The organism is Mesorhizobium sp. L2C084A000 (assembly GCF_000502875.1).
Taxonomy (GTDB): domain Bacteria; phylum Pseudomonadota; class Alphaproteobacteria; order Rhizobiales; family Rhizobiaceae; genus Mesorhizobium.
On the sequence record NZ_AYWX01000003.1, the window covers coordinates 295,280 to 312,741 of the forward strand.

Here is a 17,462-nt window from a genome sequence, read left to right on the forward strand (position 1 = left end):
GGATTGCCGAAATGCCGGTTCGCGGATAGGCCTCGGCAATGCATGGCGCCCAAAAGTGGCCCCGGTTTGGGAGAACGACACGCATAAAACAGGAGCATAAAGCGCGACGCGCTTTTGCATGGAGACCACGATGGAAGATCGTATTCGCGTCCGTTCGGAGGAAATCCTCTCCGACGACTGGGCCGTCCTGAAGAAGACCGTTCTCGACTACCGTCGGCGCGACGGTCAGTGGGAGACGCAAATCCGCCAGACCTATGATCGCGGCGATGGCGCGGTGATCCTGCCTTACGACCCCTTGCGTTCGACCGTGCTTCTGGTGCGCCAGTTCCGCTATCCCGCCTATGTCACCGGCCACCGCGAGCCGCTGATCGAGGCCTGTGCCGGCCTGTTGGACGAAAACGATCCCGAAACCTGCATCCGCAAGGAGGCGGAGGAAGAACTCGGCTACCGGCTGCAGAACGTCGAGCGGCTGTTTTCGCCCTATATGAGCCCCGGCAGCGTCACCGAACGTCTCTGGTTTTTCATCGCCCGTTATTCGCCCGCCGACCGCATCTCGGCCGGCGGCGGGGCGCAAGAAGAGGGCGAGGACATCGAGGTCCTGGAAATGCCGCTCGACGAGGCCCTGGCCGGCATCGCCGATGGCCGTATCCTCGACGCCAAGACCATTATCCTGATCCAGCATCTGAAGCTCAATCCGATCGCTGACTGAACGGTATTGGGCTTCGGGGAAACTCCTTCGTCTAACGAGCTTCGGGTGGCCCGCCACCCGAAGCTCGAAGAGCGAAGGGTGGTGCGGATGAAGGGACTCGAACCCCCACGCCTTTCGGCACTGGAACCTAAATCCAGGGCGTCTACCAGTTCCGCCACATCCGCATGGACCGGCAATCCCATGTAGCCATCATTCTGTCAATGTCGGAGACAAGATGTGGGTCAGGGACAAGATGTGGGTCAGGCCCGAATGCTGGTTGTTCGCCGGAATGCGAAGACTGTTGAAAATTGGCCTCGCCTGTGACAAAAGGCGTGTCAAATGTGACGGGACGCGACGATCCGCTTCTGCAGAATGTGATAAGAAGTAGGAAAAACAAGAACTTATTCACATTTTGGAACGCAGTTTGGGAGAGTTTGAGCCGGGTTTTCGGTCAAATCGCCAGGTTCCGTACCAAAAGCCATTCCCGGCAAGAATATACCGGCAGGCTGTGAACGGCAGAGGCCGTGGCAGTCTCATTGGTGAAAACAAAGGTTTTACGATGCAGGTCACCGAAACGCTCAACTCCGGTCTCAAGCGAGAGATCAAGATCACCGTGCCGGCCGGTGACATGGAAGCCAAGCTGATGGCGCGGCTTTCGGATGCCCGCAACAAGGTCCGCATCAACGGCTTCCGTCCCGGCAAGGTGCCGGTGCAGCACCTGCGCAAGGTCTACGGCAAGTCGTTCATGGCCGAAGTGGTCAACGAAATCCTCAACGATTCGACCCGTTCGATCATTACCGGGCGTGGTGAAAAGGCTGCCATGCAGCCCGAAGTCATCATGACCGAGGACGAGAAGGAAGCCGAGAAGATCCTGGCCGGCGGCGCTGACTTCGAATTCCGCCTCAACTACGAGATCATTCCGGCGATCGAGATCAAAGACTTTTCCGACATCAAGGTGACACGCCAGGTGTTCGACGTGCCTGATGCCGAGATCGACGAGCAGGTCCAGCGTGTTGCCGAATCGGCGCGCAGCTATGAGCCGAAGACCGGCAAGGCCGCCAATGGCGACCGCGTCACCATCGACTATGTCGGCAAGATCGACGGCGAGGCCTTCAATGGCGGCGCCGGCACCGATCAGCCGCTGGTTCTGGGCTCGAAGGAGTTCATCCCCGGCTTCGAGGATCAGCTGGTCGGCGCCAAGGCCGGTGACGAAAAGCAGGTCACCGTGACTTTCCCGGAAAACTACCAGGCCGCGCATCTGGCCGGCAAGGAAGCGACCTTCGACGTCACCGTCAAGGAAGTGTCCCAGCCCGGCGCGCTGGAAATCAACGACGAGACCGCCAAGAACCTCGGCCTGGAGTCGCTGGAGCGCCTGCGCGACGTCGTACGCGGCCAGATCGAGAACCAGTTCGGCGCTATGACGCGCCAGAAGGTCAAGCGCCAGCTGCTCGACCAGCTCGACGCGGCCTATTCGTTCGAGGCGCCATCGAAGCTCGTCGACGCCGAGTTCAACAACATCTGGGCGCAGGTCAATCGTGATCTGGAAGCAGCCGGACGCACCTTCGCCGACGAAGAGACGACGGAAGAAGAGGCGCGTGCCGAGTATCTGCGGCTTGCCGAGCGCCGCGTGCGCCTTGGCTTGGTGCTGGCTGAAATTGGCGAGAAGGCCGGCGTCACCGTATCGGACGAAGAGCTGCAGCGCGGCCTGTTCGAGCAGGTGCGCCGCTATCCGGGCAACCAGCAGCAGGAAGTCTTCGAGTTCTACCGCAACAATCCGGAAGCGTTGAACACGCTGCGGGCGCCGATGTTCGAGGAGAAGGTGGTCGACCATCTGCTCGGTCAGATTTCGGTCACCGACGTCAAGGTCAGCAAGGAAGAGCTGATGGCCGACGACGAAGAGGACGAGACCGCCGTCAAGGCGAAGCCGGCGAAGAAAGCCGCCGCCAAGAAGGCCGACGCCAAGAAGGCCGACGACGCGGAAGAGCCCAAGAAGAAGGCTGCGCCGAAGAAGAAGGCCGCCGAATAACACCAGCGCTCCGCTGAAACAGGAAGGCCGCCGTCGAGGCGGCCTTTTTCGTTGCCAAACTGCAACAGCCGCCATGCTTCGCACGCGACGGCCTGTGGCGACCAAGCTTTGATCATTATCTGCGCTTCTATTGCAAGCCGCTTGGTTGTTGGAGGGCGTGTTGAGACTGTTCGTCGAATTGGGACACGCTTCGGCAATCGCGCTGATGCTTGTCTCGGTCTGCGGCATTGCCCAGGCCGGCACGGTGCCTGACAACTGGCGGTTCGGCACGAGTGAAGACGGCCTCGTCACGGCCTCGCTCTATGCCACCAACAAGCTGATCACCGGCGGCGGTGCCTTGAGCTACAGCCCGATCCTGACGATTGCCTGCCGGGTAAACGGCGAGCCGCATTGGACTGAATGGCTGCAACTGAACGACGCTGTTTCGGCCAGCCGCAAGATCACCATGTCGATCACGGTCGATCAGGAGAGCAAGTTCGATGAAAGCTGGTCGGTCGGGCCGCGCGGCCGGATGCTGGTGCGCGATGGAGCCGACGGCATCAGGCGCCTTGTCGCCGCGAACCGGCTCCAGCTTTCCTGGCGGTTCGGGCTGCTGGCGGGGCGCGGCGAGGCCGATTTCGACCTCGCCGGGTTCGGCGAAGCGGTCAACCAGGTAGCCGGCAGCTGCAACACCGATCCGCCGTGAACGGACCGCAACGGGCACGGCTTGCTGCACAGGCGTTCAGCTCAAATCACGTGCGCAAGCTCGCCGGGTGTCAGAACGCGACGACGTCACCAGGCAGGGGCGCAACCATGCCTGCAGTGCGGCAAAGATCGATCACTTGCCGCATGGCGGGAACTCGAGGGCGTGCCGCCGCCGGTCGATGACCAGAAGCTGCGGCTCCTGTCGAAGGGCCATGGCCCCTATGCTGCGTTGTCGCACTGCCAATCGTCTGCCCGCTAGCGGCACCATTTTTCGACGGCAATTGCAATTGCCTTGGTGCAATCGACGAGATCGCGCACCGAAACGCGTTCGTTCGGCTGATGCGCCTGCGCGGGGTCGCCGGGACCGAAATTGACGGTCGGGGTGTTGCCGAGGCCGGTCGGCAGGCCGATGTCGCTGTGCGCGCCAAAGCCACTCAGGACCGGCGAGAGATTGGCTTCTTTGACGGCCTCCTGGAAGACGCCGACAAAGGGATTGTCCGCTGGGATCTCGGCGCAGTCGGCGTCGAGAATCCATTCGACGCGGGCAGGGCGCTGGCGAAGATAAGGGTCTGCCTGGCAGACATTGGCTATGTGCTCTTCGATTTCGCGTTTGACGTTGCCGCCCAATTTGAACTCGTCATGCTCGCTCGGCAGATATTGAGCGTCGATGATGATCTCGCCGCGCCCTGCCATGGAGGACGGATGTTCGCCGGCGCTCATCTGGGTGACGATGATCTGGTTGGGCAGGTCCATCAACGGATGGTTCTTTCTGGGATCGAACATCCAGCGCCGGTTGAGGATGTCGATGCCGTCGAGGATCTGCCGGCAAAGCTGGACGGCATCGACCGGGCCGCTCGAATACCAGGCATTGGGCGTCAGCTCCGCATGCCCGCCTATGCCGTCAATGATGATCTTCCCCCACAGAATGCCGTGACAGAGCGGTGCGATCCTGTTCGCGGTCGGTTCGGTCATGATGCCGGCGTCGGCGTGAAAGCCGCGATCGACCATGGCCAGCGACCCCATGCCGCCGATTTCCTCATCGACCACGGTGGTGAAGACGACGTCTCCGGACAGGGGAATGTCGAGTCCCCTCAGGATCTCGACGGCCATCAGCATGCAGGCGACGCCGCCTTTCATGTCGACCGTACCACGGCCGTGTAGAAAACCGTCCTTGAGGACGGGCTGGAACGGGTCGGTCGTCCAGTGACCGGCGGCGCCGGGCGGGACGACATCGATATGGCCGGTCAGCATGATGGAGCGACCGCAGCCCGTGCCCTTCAAGACGCCGCCGAGATTGGGCCGGCCTTCGAACGTCCTGCCTTTGTTGGCGCCGGCCCGCCCCTTGTATTTTTCGTAGAGTGCTGGGCCGTCCGGGTCCCATAGATCGGTCGAGAAGCCTAGCGCCTCGATCCGCTTTTGCAGATAGAGCTGGCAATCACGCTCGCCGGGGCCGGCCTCCTTTGGATCGGATTTCACGATCGAGGGGAAGGCGACGAGATCGCTCAGCGTTTGGACGATACGGTCAGCGCTTGCTTCGACGCGCGCGGCAATGATCTCTTCCATGGACGGCATCATGATCTCCAACGTTGGGAAAGTCGGTCGGCGAGAAGGACGAAAACCAGAAGGGCGCCGACAATCCCCACCTGCCAAACCGTGTTGATGTTCAATTGCAGAAGGCCGGTCTTCAGCGTGACCAGCAGCAGGACGGCCGCGAACACGCCGCCGACGCCGCCACGCCCGCCGGTGATGGCGATGCCGCCGAGCATGGCCGCAGTCAGCGATTCGAGTTCGAGGTTCTGGCCGATATTGGGCCTGCCGCTGCCGAGCCAGGCGATCGAGACGAGTCCCGCGGCGCCGGCGAGCGCGCCACTCAAGGCGTAGAGGACCAAGCGAACGCGATCGACCGGAATACCGACCAGCCTGGCCGAGCGTTCGTTGAAGCCCATGGCGTAGATCCAGCGCCCCCACGCTGTCGAGAGCAGCACCAAACCGGCTAGCGCAAAGCAGGGGATGGCAAGGGTGAGAAAGGGCAGGGGAATGCCCATGACGACGCCGCGCCCCCACACAAGCAGCCAGGAGGGCACGCCGGCTTGGGCCGCGCCGCCGGTAATGGCAAGTGCAGCGCCGGAATAGACGAAGAAGGTGCCGAGCGTCGCGATGAAGGGGAGAAGCGCGAGCCCGTTCACCAGCCATCCGTTCAAGGCACCGAGCATCGCGCCGGCCAGGATGCAGACGGCGGGCAGCAGGACCGGCGGCAATCCCAGCTTGAGGCAAAGCATCGCGACGATGGCGGACAGCGAGACCGCGCCGCCGACCGAGAGGTCGATGCCGGCGCCACCGGCCATGATGACCAATCCCTGCCCAAGGCCGACCAGGGCCAGGATCGTCGAGAACTGAAGAATGGTGGTGACAGTGCCGAGATGGAAGACAGACGGCTTGAGCGCCAGCAGGCCGAAAATGACGATCAGCCAAAGCGTACAGAGCAAAGCCAGGGTAAGGGCCGGGCCCTGCAGGTTGCGGAACGTTTTCATGCGCGGGCTCGTTGAAATCTGCCGAGCGGCAATCGGTTGCAAACAGCTTCGAAGCCAAGCACGCCGATGATGAGAACGCCGGTGACGACAGGCTGCCAAAGGGAGGGGACACCGATCAGCAGCAGACCGTTTTGCAGGATTCTAAGCAGAAGCACGCCGAGCACGGTGCCGATCAGGCTGCATCTGCCGCCCAATATGCTGGTGCCGCCAAGAATGACCGCGGCAATGGCGTCGAGCGCCAGCGTGCTGCCGATCGTCATCTCCACATTGCGATAGGTGGCGACATAGAACGTGGCGGCAATGCCAGTCAGCACACCGCTGATGGCGAAGGTCATGAAGCGGATCTTGATCACTGGGATGCCAGAAAGCCGCGCTTTTTCCTCCGAATTGCCGATCGCCAGCAGATGCAGCCCATAAGGGGTTCGCCGCAGCGCCAGCCAGACGGCCAGATAGGCAGCGGCAATCACCAGGGCAGGGACGGGGACGCCGAGCACGCTGGTTGCAAGAAGATCTGTAAGGCTCGAGGGCAGGCCCGAAAGCCATTGCCCTCCGAGAAGTACGAAGACGGCGGTGCGGTAGACACCGAGCAGGCCGAGTGTACCGACAATTGCCGGAACGCGGCCGAGGACAACGACGGCGGCGGTCACGCATCCCAGCACCGCACCGACCAAAGGACCCGCAATGAGCGCCAGCAGCGGATTGCCGCCGGCGCCGAGCACGCGCCCAATGGCGATCGCCGCCAGACCCATGACGATGCCGATCGAGACATCGATGCCGCCCATGGCGAGCAGCAGGGTCATGCCAAGGCCGATCAGCAGCAACTCGACACTGTTGCGCAAGACCGTGGCTGCATTGCCTGATGTCGCGTAGTGCGGCGATGCGACAGAAAAGATGACGATCGCCAGCAAACAGGCGACAAGCAGAGACCACTCCCGCCCGCTCATGGAGAAGACACCGTTTCCAAACTGCCGCACCACGTTCATCTCAGGCTCAGAAGTTGAACTTGTCGACATTGTCCTTGGTGAAGACAGCCGGCGGCCCGAGAAGCAAAATGCCCTTGGCGGCATCATAGGTGACGGGCTTTTCCAGGCCGGCGACCTTGTTTTCCGCCTCGAAGCTCTTGCCGTCGATCAGCTGTTTGCCGGCCCAAACCGTGAGATAGCCGAGTTGCTCGGGATCCCAGAGCACGGTGAAGCCGAAGGCTCCGCTCTTCAGGTAGGACCGTGCCGTGTTCGGGCTGCAATAGCCGGCACCGATGACCGAGCCGATCTTGCCTGCGGTTTCGATGGCCTGGGCTACGCCCGGGCATGTCGAGGAGGCGACGGCGATGATGGCCTTGATGTCCGGGTTGGCCGCCATCAGATCGCCTGATATTTGCGCGGCGCGTTCGGCGGTGCCGCCGGCGAATTGCGGCGCGAGCAGCTTCAGCTTCGGATATTTGGCGGTGGCTTGCTTCTGCATGAAGCCGATCCAGGCGTTGAGATTGGACGCCGTTGCCTCGCCGGAGATGATGCCGATGGTTGCGTCCTCGCCGACGCGCTTGACGAGTTCGTCGACAATGGTTGTGCCGAGGCCTTCGTCGGTCGCCTGCGCCACATAGACGGCGCGGCCGCTGTCGGGCGCGTCGCTGTCACTGGTGAACAGCTTGATGCCTTTCGCCTTGGCGCTCTCGACCACGGGTGCGATGCTGGAGGCATCGAGGACGCTGACCGAGATCGCCTCGACGCCCTGATCGATCAGGTTCTGGACGATCTGCAACTGGTCGACCGGATTGGTGTCGACGGGACCGGAATAGATGAAATCGACGCCCAGGTCCTTGGCGGCGCGATTACCGCCGGCTTCCATGGCGTTGAAGTAAGGGATGCCGATCAATTGCGGAACGAAGGCGACCTTGTGTTTGTCCGCGGCATGCGCCGCGGTTGCAATGGCGAGTGACAGTGCGGAAGCGGCGAGCACTTTCTTGAGCTGTGAAAGCATTGTGTTTGAACCTCTCTGGAAATGACGTGCGTTTCAGTTTGTTTTTTCAAGCGCCCGCACGTCGGGATGAGCGCCTGTTATGAGCGAAACGACTTCCTCGTGATCGGTATCGGCGGCCAGCCGTTCGGCCACCTTGCGGCCGCGCCGGAACACCACGATGCGGTCGGCGACCTCGAAGACCTCGGAAATGTTGTGGCTGATGAGCACAACGGCACAGCCGCGCGCGGCAAGCCGCCGTGTCAGTGCCAGGACCTTGCGCGTTTCGGCAACGGCAAGGGCCGCGGTCGGCTCATCCATGATGACCAGCCTGGCATTCAGATTGAGCGCCCGGCAGATTGCGACGGCCTGACGTTGGCCGCCCGACAGGCTGCCTACGGGCGCTTCTGGATCGGAAATATGAGCATCGAGCTCCTTCAGCAGGCCGTCGACGCGCTGGCGCATTTCTTTGCGCTTCAGGAACGGAATGCCCAAAATGGAGCGTTTCAATTCACGGCCGAGAAAGACGTTTTCTGCGATCGACAGGTTCTCCGAAAGCGCCAGTTCCTGAAAGATCGTCGCGATCCCCGATGCCGCGGCATCCTTGGGCGAGTGAAAGGCGACCGGATTGCCCTCGATCACAAGCTCCCCACCACTGGGCGGATGAGCGCCTGCCAGGATCTTGATGAAGGTCGATTTGCCGGCGCCATTATCGCCGAGAAGCGCCAGCACCTCGCCGGAGCGGATCTCCAGATCGACATTTGCCAGCGCGGTCAGAGCGCCGAAGCGCTTGGCGATGTTTCTGGCGACAAGAAAGGGCTCTGTCATGACGGGTTCCCCGACGATTGCGGATCGGCTAGGCGTTGCTGACCCAGCGCAGCACGTTGGTCCAAAGCCTCGCGTAGCCAGGCCATTCGACAAAACTGTTCGGCAGCCAGTGAGGACCGATGTCCGACGTCCAGACCAGCGTACGCCCTTCGCCATGGCGCCCGGTGACCAGCAGGGGATGACCGCCCTGGTCCTGCGGCAGCCGCGCCAGGACCTCGACATCGTCGCGATCACGGGCGATGACCTCGTTGGCACCGAGCAGCAGCGGCCATTCGCCCTCGATGCCGGCAAAAAGCGGGTGGTCTCTGGAACCAGTGATCTCAGGACGAAAGCCCTCCGGAATTTCGAGCCGGTCATCATTGGGAAGGCAGGTCACCGGCAGCGCCTCCTCGACCGCCGTGCGATGCCAGCGCGCCTTGCCGTCAATGCCCTGGAAGCTGAAATAGCCGCCGATCATGATCAGGCCGCCGCCGGCCAGCGTCCAGTCGCGCAGGAGCTTGAGCCGGTTGGGAACCGTTTTGCCGTGCAGCCAGACATCGGGGTGGAGCAGGAGCGAATTCGCGCCAATGTCGGACAGGATGATCGCCCTGTATTGCGACAGCCCTTCCATGGTGAAAGGCAGCTTCTCGACGGCCTCGTGGGCGGGCATGTAGTCGAGATCGAATTCGCTGCCCTTCAAAGCGTCCACCAGGGGTGTTGCGCCCAGGTGAAAGGTGACGCTGCCGAACTGGTCGAACCCCTTGTAGTGGGTCGCCGAACTCACCCAGCTTTCGCCGACAAGAAGGACTTTTGTTTTCGCCATGATCATACTCTCCTGATTTCGTCGGTTGATGCGGTTTTCCGCGCCAGGTCGAACGTCGATAAGCCATTGTTTTAACTGGCTATCACGGCATTGTTCGCCAGGGCCGCAGCCTTCAGCGTGGCAAAGTCTGCGATGTAACCCTGCGCGCCTTCGACCGTTGTCGTCAGGCTCGCCCCGATTGCCGCATAGCGCGCGGCGTCGCCCAGCGACGCGCCATGCAGCCAAAGGGCAAGGAAGATGCCGGCAAAGCTGTCGCCGGCGCCCGTCGCGTCGACGCGATTGACCGGCAGCGCCGGCACCTCGATCTGCGGACCGCCATTCGCCGGAAAAACGACGGCGCCGAACTCGCCGAGGGTGAGCACGACCGTTCCCCGTTGTTTGATGCGTGACAGCATCAGCCGCACCTCTTCGATCGTCGTCGCCATGCGGCTGCGAAAGTCGAAGATCTCCCGTATCATCACATCGTTGATGAAGGTCAGATCGATCTGTTTGACCATCTGCGAGAAGGTTTCCGGCGTGCGGACGCTTTTGGGAAGACCGGCCGAATGCAGGCTCACCTTCCAGCCCGCCTGATGAAAGCGCGCGATGGACGCGGTCATCGTCTCGTAGTGAAAGCCTTCGATATGAAGGCAGGCCGAACGTTGCTCGGGCTGGATATCCAGATTGGCTGTCAGGTCGACCTCGCCAAGCTCGAACGGTTCGCTGATGATCGTCCGGCTGCCGTTGCGCTCGATGATCACGATCGCCTGGGAGAGGCGGTTGTTGGGCGTGTTGCGGATCGGCAAGGCGTGGACCCCCAATTTCGAAAGCGCGCCGAGCGCCCAATCGCTCTCTGGATCCTGGCCGACCGCTGTCGCCAGCTCAACGTCCAGCGCGTAGGGAGCTCCGATGCCGGCGGCGGCAACCGCGAGATTGGCCGCGGGGCCACCCAACGCCTTGTCGATGTGGCTGGCGGTGATCCGGTCGTCGCGATGCGGCAGCACGTCGACGCGGCACAGGAAGTCGACACTCACCCTACCGGCGACCAGAAGTCTTGGCAGATGGTCGAGATTCTTTGGCCTGCGTGGTGCGCGGCCCGGCAGTGAGCGCGCAAAGGAGCTCGGCCGATACATCAGCGCGGCAACCGCCTTCTCGATGCGGTCGCGCGTGCCTTCCCTCAGGCTGGCCGTTCCATTGATGAAGTTCGACACCGTGCCGATGGAGACACCGGCGGTTCGTGCGACATCCGCTATGGTCGGGCGCTTGCGTTGCAATGGCGGAGTTCCAATTGAAGCGTTTCAAAACGGTAGCAGCGAAAATGCGATGCCTCAACGGAATTATCTTCTAAAAATCAAAGAGAGAATTCTTATAGATTGGAAGATTAATCCAGAAATAGAGCGGATACTGGGCTCCTCTTTCCAAGATTGAACAATTTTCAAATTTTTTGGCAAAAGATTGTGCAAGCGAATTTCCTGCACTTCATTCGATCGCCCGGGCTTGATCGGACGGTCGTGGCATGCCCCCGGCCCGTCAGATCAGCAACAGGCCCTTCATGCTGGCGTATCCCTTGCGCCCGATGATGATGTGGTCGTGCACCGCGATGCCCAGCCGCTTGCCCGCCTCGATGATCTCCTTCGTCATTTCGATATCGGCTCGTGAGGGTGTGGGGTCGCCTGACGGGTGATTGTGGACCAGGATGATGGCGGTGGCCGAGAGTTCGAGGGCGCGCCTGACCACCTCGCGCGGGTAGACGGGCGTATGGTCGACGGTGCCTGTCTGCTGAACCTCGTCGGCGATCAGCGCGTTCTTCTTGTCGAGGAACAGGATGCGGAACTGCTCGCGCGCCTCGAAGGCCATGACCGACCGGCAATAGGCAAGAAGCTGTGTCCAGGACGAGAGGACTTCGCGACTCTGCACCTCTCCGCGCGCCATGCGCTGCGCGGTTGCCGCGACGATCTTGAGATCGAGCGCCACCGCAGGGCCAATGCCCTTGACTTCCTGCAGGAGGCCAACCGGCGCCCCGAGCACTTCGGCCAGCGTGCCGAAGCGTGCCAGCAGCGCCTTGGCCGCCGGTTTGGTGTCGGCACGAGGGATCAGGCGAAAGAGCAGAAGTTCCAGAAGTTCGTAATCGGGCAGGGCATCCGGACCCGCCAGGGCAAAGCGCTCGCGCAAGCGGTCGCGATGGCCGAGGTAATGCGGCTTTTCGTCGAGCGTCGCCTTGGCTTTCGCCGCAGGCCGCATCGGCGCTTCGGAGAAGAAACTCCGCTCGTCGTCGTCGCTTGTGTTCCCCATACACCGCCTACATTGCTCCAGCGCAGACATTAGAGCTGTTCTGGCCTGGATTGAAACAGTTCTGTTCCCCGATCGCGAGACGATCCACGGCAGATCGTGGCAGCTCCCGCTGTCAGTCTATGGCTTCCCTATACGGCAAGATGAAACCACGATTGCGCAACAAAACTTAACATCACTTAACGCATGCGGCCACTTTCACCTGACATGTTGGCGCCATCGGAGGCTCGTGGCCTCGCTATACTGGAGCGCGCATGTTCGCCAAAATTGACTCTGGACTATTTGCCGGCCGGGCATCTCTCGCGGCCATGGCAATCCTGTTTTCAACGCATTCGGAGGGCGCGCTGGCGGCAGACGCCATTGCGGTGAATTCCGATGATTTTACCCTGCCGCCCGAGCCTTCCCGTTTCGCGCGCTTCGAACAGAAACTGTCCGACTGGCATGTCGTGCTCGGCGGCGGCGCCATCATCGTCCCCAAATACGAGGGCAGCGATGAGCTCAAGATCATGCCGGTGCCTTTCGTCACGGCGACATTCCTCGACACGGTGACGATCGACCCGACAGGTGCCAACATCGCCGTCTATGAACAAGGACCGTTCGCATTCAGCGCTCGGCTTGGCTATGAGATGGGCCGCAAGGAAGACGACTCCGACCATCTGCGCGGCTTGGGGGACGTCGACATGGGCGCGACGGTCGGCGTGAAGGCGGCGGCGAAGTTCGGTCCGGCCGAAATATTCGCGCAACTGGACAAGACCATCGGCGGCAGCGATGGCCTGGAGGGCAGGGTAGGGATCGAGGTGACCCGGCCTCTGTCTCAATCGTTGATGATCGGCGCCAGCGCGTCCGCCGTCTTCGCCGACGAAAATTACATGCAGGCCTATTTTGGTGTCACGCCCGAACAATCGGCTCGCTCGGGGCTGGCGCGCTATGATGCCGGCGCCGGTTTGAAGCGCGCCGATTTTTCGATTTCCGCCACATATATGCTCGACGAGAACTGGATGGTGCGCGGCGAAGCGGGGGTCGGTGTTCTCTTGGGTGACGCTGCCGACAGCCCAGTTGTCGTCGAAAAGATCCAGCCTTCAGGGATGCTTCTCGTCGGATATCGGTTCTGACGCCTACCCTGGCACCAAATGCAGGCTAGACAAACTCCGGAATGGCACAGCAACGGCACCAAAGCGATTTGAGCGCCGAATCCAGGTCGGCAAGGCAAGGTTCGCGCATCCTCATTGTCGAAGACGATCTTGAGATCGCACGCATGCTGGGCGAGACTCTCACCGACAACGGCATGATCGTGGAAATTGCCGAGAGCGGCGTCCAGATGAATGCCGCGCTTCGCAACCAGAAATTCGATCTCATCGTGCTCGATGTCATGCTGCCGGGCGAAAACGGTCTCAACATCTGTCGCCGTCTTCGTGCCGGAACCAACATTCCGATCCTGATGCTGACCGCGCTCGGTGAGGAAATCGACCGCATCTTCGGGCTGGAAATCGGCGCGGACGACTATGTGACGAAACCGTTCAGCGCGCGCGAACTGACGGCCAGGATACGGGCGCTGCTGCGCCGTACAGCCTATACTCCAGACGAGCGGGACTGGTCGAAGGTGCTTCGTTTCAACGGCTGGCGCCTCGATCCCATACGACGGCAATTGCATGACCCCAACAATGCGCGGGTTACGACCACGACGCATGAATTCGACCTGTTGCTTGCGTTTTGTCGCAATGCAGGCCGGGTTCTCTCGCGCGAGGAACTTCTGGGCGTAACCCATGCCGGGCTCGCGGGGCCGATCGAGCGTAGCGTCGATGTCCATATCAGTCGAATCCGCAGGAAGATCGAAAAGGATGCGCGCGATCCGGTGCTTTTGAGGACCGTTCGGTTGGGTGGCTACATCTTCACCGCGACGGTGGAGGAAGCATGAGGGGTTTCATCCGCCGTTTCTTGCCACAGTCCGTGCGTGGGCAGTTTGTGGCAATCATTTTCATCGCGGTGATCGTGATCATGTTCGTCGGTTCGGTCGTCGAGATTTTCATAGAGAACGTCGACCTTCCCGCCGCGGAAGATAACGCAAGGCGTGCGGCCGTTGTTGCTGCCTTGTTGCAAGAAACGCCGGCGGAGGCGCGTGGGGCAATTCTGGCGACAGCAAAGCGGGCCGGCTTTGATTTCGAAATATTGCCCAAGGACCAGATACGCGGCATTCCCCAGTCCTATCTGCAATGGCGAAGTGTTGAATGGCTTTTGCGTATCGACAGGGGGACGGTGGATGGACGCTGGCTAAGGATCGGCGGCCGATACGCGTTTGTCATCGACTTGGACCAGCAGGACGTCCTGGCCCATTTCGGCATGCCCGATTCCTGGCTGACATCGGGCCTCGTCCGTGCCTCGTTCTACAGGTTCATGGCTTTCGTCGCCTTGCCCGTGCTGATCTGGCTGTTTGCGGTTTGGGCCGTGACGGATCCATTGAAGCGCATCTCGGCAGCAGTCGGTTCGGCCGAGATCGAGAATGGCGAACAGCTCTTCGTCGAACACGGTTCCATTGAAATGGTGGGCTTGGCGCGCGCCCTGAACAGGATGAGGACGCGCATCCGCACGATGATCGAAAATCGCACGCGCATGTTGCGCAGCGTCAGTCATGATCTGCGCACGCCGTTGACGCGGCTGCGGCTTCGCGCCGAGCGTATGGATGATGGCCCAATCCGAACCGCAATCCTGTCCGATGTCCAGCACATCGAAATCTTGATCGACGAGACCCTGACCTATCTGCGCAACGATGTTTCGACGGAGAAGCTGCAGCGCGCCGACATTGCCAGCGTTCTGCAAACCGTCTGCGCCGAATTCTCCGATGTCGGATTTCCTGTCTCATATTCCGGGCCGGACCGGCTCCTGGGCTGGTGCAAGCCCAATGCATTGGCGCGTGCGATCGCCAATCTCTGCGACAACGGGGTCAAATTCGCTGGCAACGTCACGGTCGCATTGACGGCGACCGGCACGGCGGCGCGCATCACGGTAGGGGACGACGGGCCGGGTATTCCGATGACGGTACGTGCTCGTGTTTTCGAACCATTCTTCAAGGAAGATGCGTCGCGCGGCATTGCATCGAAGCATGGCTTCGGTCTGGGCCTCTCGATCGTTGCCGACATCGTCCAGGGTCACGGCGGCAGGATCGAATTGGAGGACAACCAGCCCAGCGGACTGGTCGTCACCATCGACCTGCCGAATGCCGCGGATTTGCAGTCGGCATAGACGGCCTCCTGCCGGGTAGATGCGCTCTAAGCCGGCAGGCCGGGGCGATCGAGCTTTTGGAGCGACAGCGTGAAAATCTCGCACCCTGTGTCGGTCACGCCGATCGTGTGCTCGTACTGCGCCGACAGCGAGCGGTCGCGCGTCACCGCGGTCCAGCCGTCCGACAGAACCTTCACATGCGGCCTGCCCAGATTGATCATCGGCTCGATGGTGAAGATCATGCCTGGCCGCATCTCGACGCCTTCATTGGCGCTGCCGTAATGCAGGATGTTCGGCGCGTCATGGAAAAGCTGGCCGACGCCGTGGCCGCAGAAGTCGCGCACCACCGAGCAGCGCTCGCCTTCGGCAAAGGTCTGGATGGCGGCGCCGATGGCGCCGGTGCGGGCTCCCGGCCTGACCGCCGCAATGCCGCGCATCAGGCATTCATGCGTGACTTCGAGCAGCCGCTCGGCGGCGCGCTTGATCGTGCCGACCGGATACATGCGCGAAGAATCGCCGTGCCAGCCGTCGAGGATGTAGGTGACGTCGATGTTGACGATGTCACCATCCTTGAGCGGCTTGTTGTCGGGAATGCCATGGCAGACGACATGGTTGATCGAGGTGCAGGACGATTTCGTGTAGCCGCGATAGTTGAGCGTCGCCGGCAGCGCGCCGTGGTCCATGCCGAATTCGAAGACGAAGCGGTCTATTGCTTCGGTGGTGACGCCGGGCTGGACCATCGGCACCAGCTCGTCGAGGCAGCGTGCGGTGAGATCGCATGCCTTGCGCATGCCGGCAAAGCCGTCCTCGCCATAGAGGCGGATCTGGCCGGTATTTCTGAGCGGGGCCGTGGCGGCGTCGAGATAGGTGACCATTTTGTCCGTGTAGCGGGTAGGGCTCTGCAGGAGAGCCAGCGTGAAAATTTCCCCAGATTTGGCACTTGAGGGCAAAAGGTTCAAGGAAGAACTGTCTGATGCGGCCGCGCGCTTCCGGATATTTGCCTCGCATGGGCGATGTCTTGCCGGTTTTTGCCCGGTTTGCTTCCCTTTCTGGCCATGGTGCGTTAGGGCGGGTGATGTTTTCGAGATCGCGTCCCTTCGCGGCGGCCAGGCAAACCGGATGGCCTGAAGCGCCGCTGACGGCAGCGTGCTCATGCCTGATGGGCATGGTGCTGCTGGCGATGCTGTGCTTCGGCCTGCCGGCGGCGTCAGGCTTTGCGGGGTCTGCGCCAAGCGGTGCCAGTGTCGGTGTCGAGCGGTCGGGCGAGGTGGCGGCGCTGCTGCGTGTCACCGGCAAGGCGCAAGCGCTGGAAGTTCGTGCCGGCCGTCCGCTCCTGGTCAAGTTCGCCGGCGGCCATCCCGCGCTTCCGGTCCCCGACGCTGTTTTTCTTTGGGCCGAACGGACATCGCAAAGAGCGATGGTTTCGGGATATGGGGCCGCTCCGGTTCCCGGGGCGAGCACCAATCAGCCGCGCGCACCGCCGACCATCACGGCCTGAGCGGTCCAGGACCGTACCCTTTACCTCATTCGTTATTCCTGTTGCGTCGTGATCGTGCGGCGGCTGTCGGCCGCGCAGCGGTCGCGCGGCGCGTCATTTCCGGATTATTTCAATGCAACAACGCATCAAGACTTTCAAAACCCTGTCGCGCGCGGCCTCGGCTGCCATGTTCCTCTCCGTCCAGGCGCTCATCTGCATCGGAACCGTCTATTGGGCGGTTGCCGAGACGCTCGGCCTGTCGGCGATGGCGGCCCTTGTTCTCGGCGGCATCTTCGCCGTGCCGACGGTATTTGTACTGATCACCGCCATTCGCATGGCCTTCGACGCGGAGACGGATTCGGCGAACCAGTGAGCATATGGCACCCAGGACAGATCTCGGATGCGCGATTTCTTTGGCGCGATGTGGCGGCCCGCGACCCAAGTGACGACACATTTCTGAGCCAAAAGCCGGTCAAAGCAACTTTTGACGACGAACGGCGTTGCCTCGGCGACGCCGTTCGGGAGACAGGAAATGGATAGACTGCAATTCGAGGTGCCGGTGCGCATAGCGCCTGGATCCGGTCTGCCAGTCGAGGAGATCTATGGCGTCGAACAGGCGCTCGATTTTCTCCAGGACTGGCCTGCGCGCCGTCAGGGCCCGATCTATCAGAAAGCGTTCAACGCCTGCTTTGGCGCCACGGTGGAGGTGGTCAAGACCGAGGATGCCTGCCGGGCGTTCATGGCGTTTTGCCGCGCCAGTGGACTGATGGCCAGGGATATGATGACGCCGCGCAAGCGCGGCGGTGAGGCGAGGGCGTTCCAGGCGTAAGGCCGTCGCCCGTTTCGCCTGGCTCGATTGGCACGCCAACGAACGCGGTTGAACGCCCATGAGGATCTCGCACGCGCCTGCGCGGGTCTCGTCCGCGATGACTGCACCAGGATGCACCATCGTCGGCGCCGTTAAGCTTCCGTTTCCATCTTCCCGGCTA

Annotated in this window: 18 protein-coding genes and 1 tRNA gene; 9 read left to right on the top strand and 10 right to left on the bottom strand. The window is 61.8% G+C overall.

The genetic code is table 11. The features are described from left to right. Positions 1-130 precede the first annotated feature (130 nt). Positions 131-709 (top strand): NUDIX domain-containing protein, encoded by a 579-nt coding sequence (locus X735_RS155635; RefSeq protein ID WP_023810442.1) that lies wholly within the window; start codon positions 131-133, stop codon positions 707-709. Positions 710-788: 79 nt separating this feature from the next. Here the strand turns inward: X735_RS155635 and X735_RS155630 are convergent. Beyond that, positions 789-873 (bottom strand) — tRNA-Leu (locus tag X735_RS155630). Positions 874-1,247: 374 nt separating this feature from the next. Here X735_RS155630 and tig point away from each other — a divergent pair. Further along, entirely contained in the window at positions 1,248-2,714 is a 1,467-nt protein-coding gene (tig, locus tag X735_RS155625) for a trigger factor (RefSeq protein ID WP_023810443.1), read from the top strand. Positions 2,715-2,874: 160 nt separating this feature from the next. Beyond that, positions 2,875-3,399 carry a hypothetical protein gene (locus tag X735_RS155620; protein ID WP_023810444.1) on the top strand — a complete coding sequence of 175 codons (525 nt, stop codon included), beginning with the start codon at positions 2,875-2,877 and terminating at the stop codon, positions 3,397-3,399. A 254-nt stretch (positions 3,400-3,653) separates the two neighbouring features. Here the strand turns inward: X735_RS155620 and X735_RS155615 are convergent, their stop codons facing one another. The 8 genes from X735_RS155615 to radC form a co-directional block, all read right to left on the bottom strand. After that, entirely contained in the window at positions 3,654-4,973 is a 1,320-nt protein-coding gene (locus tag X735_RS155615; protein ID WP_245273184.1) for an ArgE/DapE family deacylase, read from the bottom strand. After that, the gene (locus X735_RS155610) at positions 4,970-5,929 is read right to left on the bottom strand and encodes an ABC transporter permease (protein WP_023810446.1); all 960 of its coding nucleotides are present in this window, start codon (positions 5,927-5,929) and stop codon (positions 4,970-4,972) included. Before X735_RS155610 ends, X735_RS155615 begins: the two co-directional genes overlap by 4 nt. Next, positions 5,926-6,873 carry an ABC transporter permease gene (locus X735_RS155605; RefSeq protein ID WP_023810447.1) on the bottom strand — a complete coding sequence of 316 codons (948 nt, stop codon included), beginning with the start codon at positions 6,871-6,873 and terminating at the stop codon, positions 5,926-5,928. Before X735_RS155605 ends, X735_RS155610 begins: the two co-directional genes overlap by 4 nt. Positions 6,874-6,919: 46 nt before the next feature. Next, the gene (locus X735_RS155600) at positions 6,920-7,906 is read right to left on the bottom strand and encodes an autoinducer 2 ABC transporter substrate-binding protein (protein WP_023810448.1); all 987 of its coding nucleotides are present in this window, start codon (positions 7,904-7,906) and stop codon (positions 6,920-6,922) included. A gap of 33 nt (positions 7,907-7,939) precedes the next feature. Beyond that, on the bottom strand, positions 7,940-8,710 hold the full coding sequence (locus X735_RS155595) for an ATP-binding cassette domain-containing protein (RefSeq protein ID WP_023810449.1): 771 nt from the start codon (positions 8,708-8,710) through the stop codon (positions 7,940-7,942). A 28-nt stretch (positions 8,711-8,738) separates the two neighbouring features. Further along, complete coding sequence (locus tag X735_RS155590) at positions 8,739-9,512, bottom strand: glutamine amidotransferase (RefSeq protein ID WP_023810450.1); 774 nt, start codon at positions 9,510-9,512, stop codon at positions 8,739-8,741. Positions 9,513-9,583: 71 nt separating this feature from the next. Continuing rightward, positions 9,584-10,765 carry a PfkB family carbohydrate kinase gene (locus X735_RS155585; RefSeq protein WP_023810451.1) on the bottom strand — a complete coding sequence of 394 codons (1,182 nt, stop codon included), beginning with the start codon at positions 10,763-10,765 and terminating at the stop codon, positions 9,584-9,586. A gap of 256 nt (positions 10,766-11,021) precedes the next feature. Further along, the gene (radC, locus tag X735_RS155580; protein WP_023810452.1) at positions 11,022-11,783 is read right to left on the bottom strand and encodes a DNA repair protein RadC; all 762 of its coding nucleotides are present in this window, start codon (positions 11,781-11,783) and stop codon (positions 11,022-11,024) included. A 251-nt stretch (positions 11,784-12,034) separates the two neighbouring features. On the opposite strand from radC, the gene X735_RS155575 reads away from it, so the two are divergent. From X735_RS155575 to X735_RS155565, 3 genes are read left to right on the top strand one after another with little or no spacing between them, the layout of a single operon-like run. Then, positions 12,035-12,892, top strand: coding sequence for a MipA/OmpV family protein (locus X735_RS155575; RefSeq protein WP_023810453.1), 858 nt, complete (start codon positions 12,035-12,037; stop codon positions 12,890-12,892). A gap of 41 nt (positions 12,893-12,933) precedes the next feature. Beyond that, positions 12,934-13,695 (top strand): response regulator transcription factor, encoded by a 762-nt coding sequence (locus X735_RS155570; RefSeq protein WP_031212976.1) that lies wholly within the window; start codon positions 12,934-12,936, stop codon positions 13,693-13,695. Next, entirely contained in the window at positions 13,692-15,017 is a 1,326-nt protein-coding gene (locus X735_RS155565) for a HAMP domain-containing sensor histidine kinase (RefSeq protein WP_023810455.1), read from the top strand. Before X735_RS155570 ends, X735_RS155565 begins: the two co-directional genes overlap by 4 nt. A 26-nt stretch (positions 15,018-15,043) precedes the next feature. On the opposite strand, the gene map is transcribed toward X735_RS155565, so the two are convergent. Beyond that, entirely contained in the window at positions 15,044-15,871 is an 828-nt protein-coding gene (gene map, locus X735_RS155560; RefSeq protein WP_023810456.1) for a type I methionyl aminopeptidase, read from the bottom strand. Between the two features lie 200 nt (positions 15,872-16,071). Here map and X735_RS155555 point away from each other — a divergent pair, with 200 nt between their 5' ends. The 3 genes from X735_RS155555 (at position 16,072) to X735_RS155545 (ending at position 17,302) form a co-directional block, all read left to right on the top strand. Beyond that, on the top strand, positions 16,072-16,494 hold the full coding sequence (locus X735_RS155555; RefSeq protein WP_023810457.1) for a hypothetical protein: 423 nt from the start codon (positions 16,072-16,074) through the stop codon (positions 16,492-16,494). A gap of 112 nt (positions 16,495-16,606) precedes the next feature. Continuing rightward, positions 16,607-16,846, top strand: coding sequence for a hypothetical protein (locus tag X735_RS155550; protein WP_023810458.1), 240 nt, complete (start codon positions 16,607-16,609; stop codon positions 16,844-16,846). 159 nt (positions 16,847-17,005) lie between these two features. Beyond that, the gene (locus X735_RS155545) at positions 17,006-17,302 is read left to right on the top strand and encodes a DUF982 domain-containing protein (RefSeq protein ID WP_023810459.1); all 297 of its coding nucleotides are present in this window, start codon (positions 17,006-17,008) and stop codon (positions 17,300-17,302) included. Positions 17,303-17,462 lie beyond the last annotated feature (160 nt).

What these genes read in the sequence shown, in the direction of transcription:
- X735_RS155635 (WP_023810442.1), top strand. Translation starts at nt 131, where the DNA reads ATGGAAGATCGTATTCGCGTCCGTTCGGAGGAAATCCTCTCCGACGAC.
- tig (WP_023810443.1), top strand. Translation starts at nt 1,248, where the DNA reads ATGCAGGTCACCGAAACGCTCAACTCCGGTCTCAAGCGAGAGATCAAG.
- X735_RS155615 (WP_245273184.1), bottom strand. Translation starts at nt 4,973, where the DNA reads ATGATGCCGTCCATGGAAGAGATCATTGCCGCGCGCGTCGAAGCAAGC.
- X735_RS155610 (WP_023810446.1), bottom strand. Translation starts at nt 5,929, where the DNA reads ATGAAAACGTTCCGCAACCTGCAGGGCCCGGCCCTTACCCTGGCTTTG.
- X735_RS155605 (WP_023810447.1), bottom strand. Translation starts at nt 6,873, where the DNA reads ATGAGCGGGCGGGAGTGGTCTCTGCTTGTCGCCTGTTTGCTGGCGATC.
- X735_RS155600 (WP_023810448.1), bottom strand. Translation starts at nt 7,906, where the DNA reads ATGCTTTCACAGCTCAAGAAAGTGCTCGCCGCTTCCGCACTGTCACTC.
- X735_RS155595 (WP_023810449.1), bottom strand. Translation starts at nt 8,710, where the DNA reads ATGACAGAGCCCTTTCTTGTCGCCAGAAACATCGCCAAGCGCTTCGGC.
- X735_RS155590 (WP_023810450.1), bottom strand. Translation starts at nt 9,512, where the DNA reads ATGGCGAAAACAAAAGTCCTTCTTGTCGGCGAAAGCTGGGTGAGTTCG.
- radC (WP_023810452.1), bottom strand. Translation starts at nt 11,783, where the DNA reads ATGGGGAACACAAGCGACGACGACGAGCGGAGTTTCTTCTCCGAAGCG.
- X735_RS155575 (WP_023810453.1), top strand. Translation starts at nt 12,035, where the DNA reads ATGTTCGCCAAAATTGACTCTGGACTATTTGCCGGCCGGGCATCTCTC.
- X735_RS155570 (WP_031212976.1), top strand. Translation starts at nt 12,934, where the DNA reads ATGGCACAGCAACGGCACCAAAGCGATTTGAGCGCCGAATCCAGGTCG.
- X735_RS155565 (WP_023810455.1), top strand. Translation starts at nt 13,692, where the DNA reads ATGAGGGGTTTCATCCGCCGTTTCTTGCCACAGTCCGTGCGTGGGCAG.
- map (WP_023810456.1), bottom strand. Translation starts at nt 15,871, where the DNA reads ATGGTCACCTATCTCGACGCCGCCACGGCCCCGCTCAGAAATACCGGC.
- X735_RS155555 (WP_023810457.1), top strand. Translation starts at nt 16,072, where the DNA reads ATGTTTTCGAGATCGCGTCCCTTCGCGGCGGCCAGGCAAACCGGATGG.
- X735_RS155550 (WP_023810458.1), top strand. Translation starts at nt 16,607, where the DNA reads ATGCAACAACGCATCAAGACTTTCAAAACCCTGTCGCGCGCGGCCTCG.
- X735_RS155545 (WP_023810459.1), top strand. Translation starts at nt 17,006, where the DNA reads ATGGATAGACTGCAATTCGAGGTGCCGGTGCGCATAGCGCCTGGATCC.